The 14,516-nt window shown below is 71.7% G+C and carries 7 protein-coding genes and 1 pseudogene; 6 read left to right on the top strand and 2 right to left on the bottom strand.

What is annotated here, in order from left to right; all coding sequences use genetic code 11:
• The first annotated feature begins 62 nt into the window (after positions 1-62).
• The 6 genes and pseudogenes from K2F47_RS22855 to K2F47_RS22830 all read left to right on the top strand — a co-directional run bounded on the left by K2F47_RS22855 (position 63) and on the right by K2F47_RS22830 (position 10,784).
• The gene (locus tag K2F47_RS22855) at positions 63-1,685 is read left to right on the top strand and encodes a PD-(D/E)XK nuclease family protein (RefSeq protein ID WP_242906940.1); all 1,623 of its coding nucleotides are present in this window, start codon (positions 63-65) and stop codon (positions 1,683-1,685) included.
• A 10-nt stretch (positions 1,686-1,695) separates the two neighbouring features.
• Positions 1,696-2,814: a restriction endonuclease-related protein gene (locus K2F47_RS22850; protein ID WP_242906939.1), complete on the top strand. Its 1,119-nt coding sequence runs from the start codon at positions 1,696-1,698 to the stop codon at positions 2,812-2,814.
• Positions 2,811-6,068: a hypothetical protein gene (locus K2F47_RS22845; RefSeq protein WP_242906938.1), complete on the top strand. Its 3,258-nt coding sequence runs from the start codon at positions 2,811-2,813 to the stop codon at positions 6,066-6,068. Before K2F47_RS22850 ends, K2F47_RS22845 begins: the two co-directional genes overlap by 4 nt.
• A 3-nt stretch (positions 6,069-6,071) precedes the next feature.
• Positions 6,072-7,604 (top strand): annotated as a pseudogene (locus tag K2F47_RS22840) (pPIWI_RE module domain-containing protein); the annotation flags it as partial.
• 53 nt (positions 7,605-7,657) lie between these two features.
• Positions 7,658-8,557 (top strand): RNAseH domain-containing protein, encoded by a 900-nt coding sequence (locus K2F47_RS22835; protein ID WP_242906937.1) that lies wholly within the window; start codon positions 7,658-7,660, stop codon positions 8,555-8,557.
• Positions 8,558-8,741: 184 nt separating this feature from the next.
• Positions 8,742-10,784, top strand: coding sequence for a UvrD-helicase domain-containing protein (locus K2F47_RS22830; RefSeq protein ID WP_242906935.1), 2,043 nt, complete (start codon positions 8,742-8,744; stop codon positions 10,782-10,784).
• Here K2F47_RS22830 and K2F47_RS22825 read toward each other — a convergent pair.
• Together K2F47_RS22825 and K2F47_RS22820 are read right to left on the bottom strand one after the other, a co-directional pair.
• Positions 10,781-12,304 carry a serine/threonine-protein kinase gene (locus tag K2F47_RS22825; RefSeq protein WP_242906933.1) on the bottom strand — a complete coding sequence of 508 codons (1,524 nt, stop codon included), beginning with the start codon at positions 12,302-12,304 and terminating at the stop codon, positions 10,781-10,783. The two genes, K2F47_RS22830 and K2F47_RS22825, sit on opposite strands and share 4 nt — an antisense overlap.
• A 15-nt stretch (positions 12,305-12,319) precedes the next feature.
• Positions 12,320-14,374 (bottom strand): N-6 DNA methylase, encoded by a 2,055-nt coding sequence (locus K2F47_RS22820; protein ID WP_242906931.1) that lies wholly within the window; start codon positions 14,372-14,374, stop codon positions 12,320-12,322.
• Between the last annotated feature and the right edge of the window lie 142 nt (positions 14,375-14,516).

Raw genomic sequence — 14,516 nt, 5'->3', positions numbered from 1 at the left:
AATTACCCTACCATCAACCGAATCATGTGTTGATCGAGTTCACAGCTGCTCTAATGGACGACATGACCGTTCATGAGTGGGGAACTCCCGATGGGCTGCGCGGTGAGGCGCACATCATCAGGCTCTCGGCCAGCGCCCTCGACCGCGACGACCGGCACTGCCGCGACTTCACGGCCCTCAAGGCCCGCCCTCGGGTCTGGCCGCGCGCGTACGAGCGGCGCCGCTACGCGCCCTGGGAGACGTTCCCGCTGGGGCTCGTCATGAGGGCGCTCGACTCGGTCGAGTTCCATGGCGCGGACATCGCGGACGCGGCGGACGAGGCCGTCACGCGCAACCGTTCCACCGTCCACCCCGGGGTGGCGGTGTGGGTGCGGCACGCCTGCGACGCCTACCTTCAGGCCGCCGAGTGGGTGGCGGACGAACTCGAACCCGAGGGTGTCGTGCTCGTGCCGCAGCGGCTCCCCCGGGTCGTCCAGCACGAGTCGGCGGCCGAGTTGCGGATGCTCACCGCCTGGGGACGCTGGTACGCCTCCGCGGGCGGCCGGGTCCGGGAGTTCCGGCGGCTGCGGATGAGCCGGGCCGGCGAACCGGACGCCCCGTCCAACGACGCCATGGCCTTCGTGGCGGCGGCGGGGCAGCGCGCGCAGGGCGACGTGTACCGGGATCTGCCGGTCGACGTCGACGCGGACGAGAGCATGCCCACGCGGGTACGGGTGGTGGAGGTGGTTCTGGCGGCCGGCGTCGCCCCGAGGGTTCTCGTGGACTCCGCTCCGGACGAGATCCGCCGGACCTACCAGCAGAATACGCGGCATCTCGTGACCCTTGTCGTTTTCGGCGGAGGTAGGCGGCCGGGCTCCGACTGCGTCGACTGCAAAGCGCGGGCGTCCTGCGAGGCGCTGCCGCGTGTTCCCGGCCTGCTGGGCCTGGGGGGAACCGGAACGCATCGCCGGACGTGGTCGGTCACGACCGGACGGCAGTACCTCGTCTGCCCGGCGCAGGCGCACCTCCGGGAGCTGCACATTCCCGCGGCCCCGTGGGCGGACGGCTCGGCGGTGCGGCGCGGCCGGGCCGTCCACCGGTGGTTGGAGGCCGCGCACGGCCGTTCGCCCGCCCGAGCCTGCCGTCCGGAGGACCTTCCGGAAGTGGACGCGGCGGACCTCGGCCTGGCCGCGGAGGTCATGACCCATGAGGAGTACCTGGACGCCCGACCGTTCCTGCTCGCGCATCTGGCCGTCTGCCCCTTGGACGGCACGGTGGAGAACGTCGTCCCGGAACCGGCCCTGGCGGTGTACGACCCCGCGGCCGACGTGGTGGTCGTCGCCTACCCCGACCTGATCCGCGAGGTGGGCGGCCGGACCGTCTACCGGGAACAGAAGACCACGCTGGCGGCGACGCCCGGTGAAGCGCCCGAGGAGGTCTTCCCGCGTGTCCGGATGACCGGCGAGTGGCACGTGGACACCGCCTTCCGTCCGAACCCCGGTCACTGGTGCGCGGGATGCCCGGTCGCCCAGTGGTGTCCGGACCGCGCCCCGACCGACCCGGCGGCGCCGATCGTGGTGGACGGCGTCCGCATCGACCCCCGTACGGGCGAGGTGCTGGACGTTCCGCGATCGGTCAGCGGTCGCGCCGCCGCCGTGGCCCAGGGCATCGCCGAGCCCGGCGCCGATGATGAGCCCCCGTTCTGAGGAAGCCGACATGACGAGTACGACGACGCTCGAGCGGGCGGTCACGGCGGCGATCCGGGCCGGCTTCGCCTGGACCGTCAGGCGGGAGCGGCCGGAGTCCTGGGCGGAGATCGCCAGGATGACCGGCGTGATCATGCGGACGTGCGGGCCCGGACGGGGACCCGCCACCCCCGTCGAGCTGGTCGCGGCGCTGAGACGTCCCCTCGGCACATGGCTGCCGGGATGCGGAGACGATGTGCGCGGTCTCGTGGTGCTCGACGCCGACGACGAGCTCACCGACGCGACCTTCGAGATCGGTTGCGACTACACCGCCGAGGTCCTGAGCGGTCAGGACGATCCCGGCGCCAGGTGGCTTCCGGACTGGCGCGTGCACCGGGGTGAGCAGATCGAGAAGGCCGCCTTCCGCACGCTCCTTGTCGGAACCGACGAGGAGTACACCCGGGGACGGAGGTTCATCACCGAGCACCCCGCGGGCGCCCTGACCGAGCTGATGCTCGCGCGCGACGCCCTCGACCTCCCCGCACTCGTCTCGTACTCGGAGATTCCCGAGGAGCGGCAATGGCGCGGTCTGTGGTGGCCCTGTCCGGTCTGCCGCTGGCCCATGCGGGTGCGGGGCCCGCTGGTGCGCTGCGACTTCCCCCGCCACGAGGCGGTCTATGGGGCACCGGACGGCGGCACCGCTCCGCGGCTGAGTCCGGTCGGCGCGGCGCGGCGCGCCCCCAGGTCCCGGCCCGCGGACGGCGCCGTCTGCGTGGACGAGTCGGTCTGGCGCTACATCGTGGTGCCGGGTGTCGTCGAGGTACGACTGCACGACCGGCTCGCCGCACTCCCCGGCGTCGAGACCACCCTCTACCCGCGAAAGGACCTCCACGACATCCAGGTCGTGGGCACGGGGGAAGGCGACGGCTGGGAGTTCACCCTGGACGTCAAGGACTACGCTTCCGCCTCCGCGCTGGCCCGCAGGCTGGAGGAACGGCCGATCGCCTCGGGCCATCTCGTCCTGCCCCGTTACCGGCGCGACCAGGTCGGAGAGCTGCGGCGGCTCCTGCCTGAGACGCGGATCGCCACCGAGGACCAGATCCACGACCGGATCCGCCGGCGAGCGGCTCGGCAGGGAGGAGCCCGATGACACAGGCGAACGACGGACGGCGTGTCCGCGAGCAGACATCGATCTCCTGTGCCCTGGCGCTCGCCGAGGTCTATCTCCCCGGCATGGGCGGCAAAGCCCATGAGGAGCACGCCCAATTGCTGCTCACGGGACGAATCGACGCTTGGCCGGGCTACTGGCATCTCGCGGAGGACGACAAGCGACGGGTCTGCGCGCTGCTGCGGCACCGCCCTGACGAACTGGCGAGCGGCGAGTTCTTCGCCGCCGCGCTGCGCACGGCCGCCGAGACCGGGCGGCTGCCCGGCTACCACCGCGAACCGGACGGGACGGTCACGTCCGACCACGGCCTGCCTCCGCTCGAACACGCCGACCGTCTGCTCGCGGAACTCTCGCGACGGCAGAGGAACGGCGCCCGGCTGACGAAGGCGGCCACCCCAGGCCGGTACCGGACGACGCTCCGCGTCCTGCGCCAGGGCGCGGCGACGACCACGACCCGCGCGGTCTACAACCTCACCGACCTGCGCGCCGGAACCGACGAGCTCCCGTTGGTGACCGACGCCCCCCGTGAGGACGAGGTCGTCCTCGAAGCCGACGACCTGCGCAAGACGGCCGAGCGCATCGACTTCGCCCGAGGCGAGCGACACCGCCTGGAGCGGGTCGACGCCCTGTTCGCGGGGCTCGTCGGCCGTAACGGCGACACCGTCACCAAAAGGCTGCGCATCGGCGCGGGCGGGCTCACGAAGGTCCTTCAGGCACCGACCGGTTTCGGAAAGTCCGTGCTGCTGGAGGTCATCGGAACGCACGCGGCCGAACGGCATCTGACCACCGCGCTCGTCGTCCCGACCAGGGCCGCCGCGCTCCGGCTCGCGCACCGCATCGAGAGCAACCTGTCGCTGCTGGGGATCGACGCGTCCTGCACGCCGTTGCTGTCCCCGGCCAAGCTGATGGACGACGCGGTGAAGGCCGCGACCGACGATCCGGACGGCTTCGGCGCCTGGGCGTACGAGCGGCTGGCGTACGGTTGCGCGCTCGCCGCGGCGGCCGAGACCGAGTCCGAGGTGGACGCCTGGCGGCCGGGAGAGGAGCCGTGCCGGGAGTTGCGCCCTTCGCGCCCCGGCAGGACCGAGACCGACGGCGCTCCACGCGCCTGCCCATGGCGGGCCGGCTGCGGCAAGTTCAGGCTGATGCGGGAGGCCGTGGACGCCGACGTCATCGTCACCGCGCACCAGACGTTCTTCACCGGGCGGATGCACATCCCCCTCGAAACCTCCGGCGCGACGGCGCCGGGACGCTCGGACCGGCTCAGCGTCGAGGAGTTCCTGCTCCGGCGGTGCCAGCTCGTGGCGGTCGACGAGCTGGACCAGTTCCAGGCCGCGGTGATCGGCAGGAGCGCCCGCCATCTCGTGCTCGCCGACGGACCGTGGAAGACCCCGCTCCACACGCTGGAGGAGGAGTTCCGCACCGCCTTCGGGCAGATCCCCGCCGAGATCGACGGGGAGGTCCGCCCGATCCTCTCCGATCTGCAACTGCTGGCGGGCGGGTACGTCGCGGGGCTCGCGCACGGCTGGCTCCGCCCGGTGCGCGCGCACCGCCCCGGCTGGCGCACCGACCACTGGATCGTCCCGCGCGGCCATGACGCCTGGATCACGGGGCGGCTCCTCGGCCTGCCCCCTGACGGCCGGGACATCGCCGAGGAGGAGACACGCGCGCTCCACCTTCTCTACACCGGCTCGGTCGCCGAGGCGGCCGGCATACTCCGGCTCGGCGGCGGCCTCGGCGAACGCGAACAACGGGAACTGCTGGCCGAGGTCTCGACGGTGTTGCGCGCGGTGTCGGACGGCTGCCGGGACGCGATCCTCCCCGTCCATCTGACGCGGCTCGTGAGCCTGCTCCAACCGGTGGTGGCGGACGAGGCACAGCGCGGCCTGCTCGCCGAACGCATGATCCGCCGCGCCTACCTGGAGCCGCTGCGGCGGCGGCTCCAGGAACTGTTCGTGCACACCTCGCACCTGCGGGCGGTCGGCGCGGAGTCCGCCGAACAGGTCGCGGACGCGCTCGGCGGGCTGACTGCGTGGACGGCCATGCCCGGGAGCCCGCTCGGCCGGCTGTTCCTGGCCTTCAAGGAACGCCATGCCCCGGAGACGCCCCGGCAGGCCAAGCTCTCGATGGCCGCCTTCGGCGGCGACCCGCACGGGTACGTGCTGTACCTGGGCGAACTGACCGCCCGCGCCCGCGCCCACGCCGGCGTGCCGAGGGCCGTTCTCGGGCTGTCGGCGACCTCGTACTTCCCCGGCTCGCCGCACCATCACGTCCACACGCCACCGACCTGGAGCGTCCCCGACACCGACCCCACGGGGGTGACGGTCCTCGCGTCCCAGGCGTTCTCGGCCGACCGGTCGCCGATCAGGGTGTCCGGCGTCCAGGGGCCGCGACGGGACCTCAACGTGCGAGATCTCGGCGAGTCCCTGTACCGCGCCACGCTCCACCCGGAACTCGATCGGCTGGCCGTTCGGCGCCTACGGTCGGGAACACCGGGACGAGACCTGATCCTCGTCGCCACTACCTCGTACGCGAGCTGCCTCGACCTGGCCGAGGGCATGGCGCGTGCGGGAGCCGCGCCGGGATCGCTCTGCGTCGTCGCCAGGCGGGACGACGAACTCATGATGACCGACTCGCGCTGGCATACCCTCACCGCCGACCGGGTCGAGCGCTTCCCGGCCACGGGGGCCCGCATTCTGATCGCGCCGCTGGCCACCGTGGAACGCGGTGTCAACATCCTCGACGGGACGGTCTCGGCGCTCGGCTCGATCTACCTCGTCGTCCGTCCCATCCCGATCATCGACGAGCCCGCCGAGCTGCTCGCCCACATCAACCACCGGCTCTGGGCCACGGACCGGGAGCGCGAGGAGGACCCCCAGGCCGCGCTCCGGCTCCGGATCAGCAGGGCCGGCCGGCATTTCGCCGAGGTGGTCCGCTCCGCGCAGTTCTTCCGCTCCCAGCCCGACTGGGTCCAGCGCGGCGTCGTCGCCGAGATCGTCATCGGCCTCGTCCAGCTCGTCGGCCGGGCCCGCCGCGGCGGCACCCCCGGTCGGGTGCACCTGGTCGACCACGCCTTCTTCGACACGCGCGGTGGGTCGGACCTGCCGCGTCTCATCCGCGCGCTGCGGGACGAGTGGGCCGCCTCCGGCGAGCTCGACCCTCTCCTCCGCCTCTACGGCCCGACCCTGCGGGCCTTCTTCGAGTTCGCCGACCGGCGATCGTCCCCTGAGGAGTGAACGATGTTGCAGACCTCGGCTTTCCCCCTCGCATCCGAACAGCTCGGCAGACTGTACGTCTATCCGCTGCCGGCGGTCTTCGTCGACGCCCTCTGGGAGCTCGGGCGGCGGTGGCGCGGCAAGAGCGATCGTGCGCGGGCTCCGCACGCGTCCCTGGCCAACGCGTTGGCCGCCGTGACCGGCCGTCCCGTGCGTGTGCTGCCCCGGACGCGCATGGGCGAGGGCGACGTCCTCCTCGTCACCACCGAGCCCATCGCCCCCACGGTCCTCGCCATCGCCGTCCGCAGGTGGGAGCGTCTGTGCCGCGGATCGGACACGAACGTGCTGGCTCCCCTGCTCGGCGAGGTCGCTCCCGTCAGCACGGCGCTCGCCGACGCGGTGCGGCGGCCCGCGCCCGGGCGGGTGGCCGCCGAGCCCTGGATCTACGGGGTCCTGCGGTGGGTGGTCGCGGCGCGGCTCGCGGCCTCGCCGGTGCTGTTCGACGGGCACGAGGTGGCCTTCCGCCTCGACAGCTCCGGCGCCCTCGTCGCCTGGGACGACCCGATCACCAAGCCGCGGCGGAACGGAACCGACGCGCGGGCCGTCATGCAGATCACCGTGCACATCAAGACGATGCCGGGCGTCGACGACCTGATCTGCGTCGTCGACGCGAGTCTCACGCGCCTTCGCGACGGCCTCTACGACGTCCGCAACGTCTGGATCGATCACGGCCGGAGGCACGGCGGAAGCGCGCTGCTGCGGCTTCCGGTGGGGTACCGCAAGGACCAGGACGGCGTGGGACGCGTCCTCGGTGACTTCAGCGCCGACATCGTCACCGCCTGCGGGCTCGACCCGCTGCCGTGGGGCCCGGACGTGCTGCGCGAGCATCCGGACCACGTCCGCGCCTGGCGGGCGACCAACGCCGAACACCCGATCGGCACCGGGGTCGGCCCGCGCACGTACCTGCGGCTGGCCGAGCACGCCGCGAAGGCGCTGGACGCGGAACCGATCACGTACCAGCCCTTCACCGCCCCGGGCAAGGGGTCCGGTCGCGTGAGCGTCCGGGTGCCCGCCACGGCCAAGGGCGACTCCATCCGGCCGGAGGCGCTGGACGCCGCGATCGGCGCGACCGGGCATGGCCGTCTCCGCGTCGTCCACCTGACCTCGTCGTCCGCCACCCGCAAGCGCATCCGGGAGGGGCTGGAAGAGTACCGGCACCCGGAGTCGCCCGAGCCGACGCCCGCGCTCGGCGTCGTGCAGCCGCTCACCCGGCAGACCGAAGTGGTGGGCTACGACATCGCGGCACTCCTCGACGACGTCCAAGTCGACGCCGCGGCGCTGGCGTCGGAGGCGCCCATGCTGAAGGCCGAGCCTGGGACCCTCACGCTGGCGCTGGTCGAGACGACCCATGACGGGGAGGACGACGACAGGCCCGACACCAAGCGTTCGCTGCGGCGGGCACTGGCCGAACTCGGAGTCGCCTCGCAGTTCCTCGCGACCCGCCCTGCCCCCGAGGACCCTGAAGCACCGGACTACCCCGTCGAAGCGGCCCTCAAGGACCTGATGCGGCTCGGCGGCTCAGCGACGACCGGCTCCGGGACGCCGTCACGATGCGGTCCTACGCGCTGGACCGGCCGGCCTGGCTCGTCGGCGTGCACATCAGGCGGCAGAACCCGACTGCGGCCAGGGCACGTCCCCTCCTCGTCACCGTGCTCGTGGCCGTGCACGCCGACCCGGACCCCTCCCGTCCCTGGACCATGCACATGTACGTCCCGGGCGCCGGATGGCGTCCCCATGCCCAGGGTCTCGCCGCCTTCCACGCTTCCGCGATCGGAGCCGAGGCGGGCCGGGACGCCTTCGCGAACGCGCGCGATCTCGTCGACCAGGCCCTCGGCGCCCTCCCGGATCGCGACGAGGACCCGGTACTGGTGATGATCGACGCGGACGCGAGCCGCCGCGTGTGGTCCGGGCTCTCCGACGCGCGCCTCGCGGCGGGGGCGCTGCCCGGGGACGGCCTCCCGGAGGCTCGGGACATCGCGGTGGTGCGCATCTGCTCGGACGACACCGAGATCCCCCGGCCCGTCCACAAGGCGGCCGGCGGGAAGCGGTCCGCGGACCCGGGCCAGCCGGCCAAACCGGACGGCCGGCTCTACGTCCACGAGGGAGACGACGGCAGGCGGAGTTGGATGCTGGGCAGGACGTCCACGACCTACGAGTCCGGTATCGTCGGCCGCGCCGGAGCCCTGTACACGCGGTTCACGCTTCCTCCCGAGAAGAAGTCCCTCCAGGGCAAGCCCTGGCATTCGTTCACGGGCACCGAGTTCGTCGTCGTCCGGTCCGGACGGTTCTCCGAGGAGACAGCGGCGGTGATCGCGGCGCGGCTCTGCGCACAGCCGGTCTCCTGGCGGGGCCGTACGCGCTGGCCGGTCCCCCTCCATCTGGCCCGGGTCGCCGACATGGACCACCCGCACTACCGCGTCGACGAAGAGCCCGACGTCGCCCCCGGGTGATGTCCTGAACCTCCGCCATCGAGCTCACCAACTGTCGTTGTCCGGATCCGGACGGCGATGGCTGATCTGAATCGTTCTGGCGGCCCGTCCGGCGAGTATCGGACACCTAGAATGGCGCCTCGACCAGTCGTCAAAAGTGATGAAGGGCACGGAATTGGCTCAGCTGGCGATTGCGAACTCGTTCATGCCGCAGTACGCCAGGCTGGAGCCGAAGGTACGGAAAGGCGTCGAGGCGACCTTCGCGAAGTTCGCCGAGCACACCTACGCCGGGTTGCACCTGGAGAAGATTCACAACTCCAGGGACCCTCGTATCAGGACCATTCGGATCGACCAGTTCTGGCGTGGCGTGGTACTCGCGCCGGACCAGGGGGACGTGCACTGCCTGCTCGCCGTTCTTCCCCACGACGAGGCGATCGCCTGGGCCAGGAGCAGGAAGTTCACCGTCAACCAGCGGCTCGGTGTGCTGGAGGTGCGCGACCAGGCCGCGCTGGACCAGATGTCGCCGGCGCTGACCAAGGCCGCCGAAGGCACCGACTTCCGGCTGTTCGGGCATGTCTTCGACAAGGACCTGATCAAGCTCGGCATCGACGAGGACCTCATCCCGCTCGTCCGGTTGCTGACGACCGAGGCGCATCTCCAGGCCCTGGAGAAGCGGCTGCCCGAACCCCAGTACATCGCGCTGCTGGCACTCGCGCAGGGCATGAACGTCCAGCAGGCGTGGGAGGAGGTCGCCCAGAGCCTGGCGTGCGAGGAGGGACCGGCGTCGGTCGATCCGGACGACCTGGTCGCGGCCATGCGGCGGACGCCCGGGCAGGTCGCCTTCGTGAACAGGCCCGAAGAGCTGAGCGACATCCTCGCGCACCCGTTCGACACCTGGCGGATCTTCCTGCACCCGGTGCAGCGGCAGATCGCGTTGCGCCCCTCCTACAGCGGCCCCGCGCAGGTGACGGGCGGGGCCGGGACGGGGAAGACCGTCACGGCCCTCCACCGCGCCCGCCTTCTGGCCTCGAAGGGGGAATCGACCCGCGTCCTGCTCACGACCTACACGACCAATCTCGCGCAGGCGCTGGAGGGGCAGCTGGCGCTGCTCGTCGAGGACGAGCGGGTGCGAGGGCGCATCCACGTCCGGAACGTGGACGCCATCGCCTACGGCATCGTCGGCCGGCACCGGCGGCCGAACATCGCCGGCGCCGAGGTCCTGGAACCGCTCTGGGCCGAGGCCGCCGAGCAGACGCCGTACTCGCCCACCTTCCTGAGCCGGGAATGGGAACAGGTCATCCTCGCGCAGGGGCTGGAGAGCGAGGCCGACTACCTCGCATGCACGCGGACCGGCCGCGGCGTCCCGCTCAGCCAGGGAAAGCGGTCGACGGTGTGGAAGGCCGTCCAGCAGGTGGTGGAGCAGCTGAGGACGGCGGAGAAGTCGACCTTCCCGCAGCTCGCCAACGAGGCGGCGGAACTTGTGGACGGGCCCGAGTACGACCATGTGATCATCGACGAGGCACAGGACATCCACCCCACACAGTGGCGGCTCCTGCGCCGGCTGGTGGCCGAGGGCCCCGACGACCTCTTCATCGTGGGCGACCCGCACCAGCGGATCTACGACAGCCACGTGTCGCTGGCGAGCCTCGGCATCAACGTCCGGGGGCGCAGCTCGAAGCTGAAGCTGAACTACCGGACGACGCAGGAGATCCTCACCTGGTCGGTCTCGCTGCTGGGGCTCTCCCCCGCGCAGGGCCTCGACGACTCCGCCGACACCCTGGACGGCTACCGGTCCCCCATGCACGGCCGACGCCCGACGGTCACGGCCTACGACGACCAGGAGGCGGAGCTGGACGGGCTCGTCCGGCAGGTGCGGTCGTGGCTCGACGAGGGGGTCGAACCGGCCACGATCGGGGTCGCCGCGCGGTACAAGTACATGGTGCGGAAGGCCATCGACCGGCTGAAGGCCGACGGCGTCAAAGCCTTCCAGGTCCCCAGCAAGTCGGCGGGCGTACAGGTGGGAACGATGCACCGGATGAAGGGCCTGGAGTTTCGCTGCATCGCGGTCATCGGGGCCGACGATCATTCACTGCCGTCGTCCCGCGCCGTCACGCCGGAAGGCGAGGACCCGAAGGCGCACGCCCAGGACGTGCAGAAGGAACGCTGCCTGCTGTTCGTCGCGTGCACACGCGCTCGCGACCGGCTGGCCGTCTCGTACACGGCGTCGGCCAGCCCGTTCCTTCCCTAACCGAGTTCGTTGAGCAGGGCCTCCAGGTCACCGACCCGCGGGTGGTCATCGCCGTGGAGCCCGCGCAGGTCGTCCGCGAGCGCCGTGATCTCCCTGCGCGCCTCGCCCGTCCGGCCCGCCGCCAGCCACAGCCGGGCCATCTGCTCCCGCAGGCGGAATGCGGTCTCGTTGTAGGGCCCCTCATAAGTGACGTCGTCGAGCAGCTCCTCCAGGCTTCGGATGGCGGCGGCGGTGGCACCCAGCCGCGTATGGCACAGCGCCTCCTGCTCGCGGCAGCGCAGTACCTCCGCGTCGTCCGGCCCGTACCACTCGGCCAATTCCACGGCGAGCTTGCCGTAGGCGACGACGGCGCGACGGTGGTCGCCGCCCCGGAAGAGCACGTCGGCGAGGTCCAGCCGCAACCCCATGTATTCGGGATCATCGTCGCCCAGCGCGAGACGCGCGGGTTCGATCATGTCCGAGAGGATCCCGGCGGCCTGGGTGTACCGGCCGCCCTCGGAGAGGACCGCGGACTCCGCCCGTGCTTCGACGACGTCGTCCACATCGGGAAGCACCGTGGGCTTCACCACGGGTGCGACGGCGGGCGCGGTCTCGGCTATCTCGATCCTGCTCACGATGTCGCCGTAGAGGCGAACGCTCGTGGTGGCGTCGACCGCGCCCGGCAGGGGTTCGAGAGGCCCGATGAACTCTCGGAGGCGGTGGTAGACCTCCTCCGCATCCGCCGGACGATCGTCCGGCCGCTTCGCGAGCAGTCGCAGGACGAGGGCGTCGAGCCCGGGCGGGACATCCTGGCGATGGAAGCGCGGCGGGACCGGCGTCTCGTCCTCGTGACGGCGTATCACCTCGTAGGGCGTCACCCCTGGGAAGACCTGACGTCCTGTGAGCATCTCGTAGAGCACACAGCCGAGCGAGTACAGATCGCTCCGCGGCTCAGGACTGCCGTACACCTGCTCCAGCGCGGCATAGCCCGGCGTGTAGGGACCACCGAAGCCGGTGGTGGTTGCGCGGGAGTCCTGCGGACCGAGGCTGACGGACGCGCCGAAATCGAGCACCTTTACCGAACCGTCTCCGCAGAGCATGAGGTTGCGGGGCTTGAGGTCACGGTGCACGAGCGGCCTCCGGTGCGCGACGCTCAACACCGCCGCCACCTGCGCCGCGATCAGGGCGGCCCAGGAGACGGGCAGCCGCTCGTGCGCGTCGACGAGATCGCCGACCGTCATCCCCTCGACGTACTGCATGACCAGGTAGAAGCAGGGGCCGCCCACCTCGTCTCGGTGCTCGCCGAAGTCGTACACGGTCGGGACTCCAGGGTGCTCGAGCCAGGCGGTGCCGCGCGCCTCCTGCTCGAAGCGGCTCACCAGCGCCTCGTCCGGCGCCCCCCGCACGAAGGTGAACTTGACGGCCAGGCGGCGGTCCAGGAACCGGTCGTAGGCGCGCCACACCTCCCCCATCCCCCCACGCCCGATGGCCTGGTCGAGTTCGTAGCGACCGCGTTCTCCAAGAAGATCACCCCGCCGCACGTTCGCCTCCTCCGCTCAGGCGCCGCGACCCTTCCCCGAGGCCTTGGTGCGGGCGGGCCCGACCGGGCGCAGGCTCCCGTCGGCCAGGCCGTCGCCGAGCAGGCGGGCCAGATCCCCGCCGAGCGTGGCGGCCAGGCGCAGTTTCGTCTCGAACTCCTCAAGCCCGCGGAAAGCACTACCGTAGCGACGTTGCTCGCCGATAGGGGGAAGCGGCACTTCCGCACGCCGGATGTCCACCCGGTAGCTCGACGACATCATCGAGTAGTGGCGAAGGTTGAGCGAACCGCGCAGCACGCCCGCCAGGAAGTGGGCGTCGAGCCGTTCGGGATCGGGGCGCAGGAGGAACAGGTGCCGACCCAACACCGCCCCCGCCTCCGGAACGACGCGGGCCTCGGGTCTCCGCACGATCGTGGGCACCACGACGTCGCCCGCGAGGACCGGGATGACATCCTCGTCCGGCACGGTTTCCGAAACGGATGGCAGGGATGGCCAGCGCCCCTGGACGACGTCGTCGGCGGTGAGGAACGGAGGGGCTCCCGCCGCCGCGCCCTCCTCGTCCCCGGGCGGGGCGCCGGTCGCGTGGTGGACGGTGACCAGGCCCATGCGGACGAGTTCCGCCACAGGCACGAGGGGCGCGTCAACCGCTTCCTCGCCGCCCTCCACTTCCGGGAGCAGCCCCGGCAGGGCGTCCAGCAGGCCGAGGACGCCCACGCGCTCATCGGTGACCCGCTCGATCGCGGGAGCCGCCGCGGGGCGGCCGATGTGACGCGACGGGGTGAGGTCCACCTCCTCATCCAGCAGGTCGATGATGCGGACGGCGTGGGCGCGTCCCGGTTCGTCGAGCTCCTCCTCGGGCTCCGCCTCGAAACGGCGCCAGACGGTGACGGCCTGCGCCACGTAGTCGTCCGACGTCTCCACCATGAGGACCCGGCTCGGTTGCCGGTCGCCGGCGTCGGGGCGCCGCAGCACCCACAGGTTCAACGGCACCGCCGTGTTCGGGACCGCACCGAGCGGCAGGGTGAACACCGCGCGGAGGGCGCCGCGGCGAAGCAGCTGGGCGCGGATCCGCCGCCCGGCACGGCGGTTCGCGGCCGCGGGCGGCATCAGCAGGATCGCCTGGGCGCCCGGTAGGCAGTGCGCCAGGGCGTGCTGCACCCACGCGAGCTCCGACTCGGTGCGCGGCGGCAGACCGTATTCCCACCGGGCATCGGCTGTGAGCTCTTCGTAACCCCAATTGCGGTCGTTGAACGGCGGAGTGGTCACGACGAGATCGGCCAGGACGCCCGAGAACGCGTCGTGGCGCAGCGAGTCACCGGCCCGGACGACCGTGCCCGACGCTCGGAGGGCGAGGCGTACGGCGGTGAGTCGTGCGACCGTCTCGTCGATGTCCTGACCGAAGACGGGCCCCGAGGCACCACGTTCGAGAGCGCCCAGGAGATAGGCGCCGGTACCGCAGGCCGGATCAAGGACCGTCGTGAGATCCGGCCCGGCGAGGTCCAGGACGAGGCGGACGACCTCGGGCGGTGTGACGTAGGTGCGCCGCCGGTGGAGATCGAGGTAGCGCTCGCGCAGGAACTCGAAGGTCGCGGTCGCTCCTCGCTCCGCCGCCAGCGATGCCAGTCCCCGAAACAACGGGGGGAACCGCCGCCGCAGCACGGCCGGAAGCGGCCGCCCGCCCGGGAAGATCGCGACGGCGTCGTCGACCGCGCCCGGCAGGTTCCGCAGAATGTCTGCGTCCGACGCCCCCGCGAGCGATTCCCCGTACGCGGGGTCTCGGGCGAGGCGGAGCAGAAACGCGCCCGCATATCCGAGGACTTCGGGCAGGGCGGCGTCGTCGGTGGTCCGCCGGAGTTCGTGCCAGAGGTCCTCGTCGACGGCTGGCTCGTCGAGCCTGCCCTGATCGCGCAGCCAGCGGCGTACTTCGATGAGAGAGAACGACGGGCTGGTGGCCGTTCCGCCGACAGGTCGGGGAAAGTCGTCGTACCGCTTGCGCCAGTTACTGACCGCCGCCCGTCCGACACCGGCCAGCCGAGCGATGTCCGCCGCGGTCACGGTCGCGTCCTGTGGCACGGCCCCCACCCCTCCTACCTGCGGTGCACGCTCGTGACGGTGCTGAACGCCACGCTACACCTACCCGCTTTCGACCAATGAGACGCTGGTCGATCGCGTTCACAGCCAATCTATGCCTTGATGCGGCGCGGGAGCTATCCAT

The sequence above is a fragment of the Actinomadura terrae genome, from assembly GCF_022751215.1.
Classification (GTDB): Bacteria; Actinomycetota; Actinomycetes; order Streptosporangiales; family Streptosporangiaceae; genus Spirillospora; species Spirillospora terrae.
Note: the sequence above shows the minus strand (reverse complement) of the source record. Positions and strands in the feature narration are given on the sequence as shown.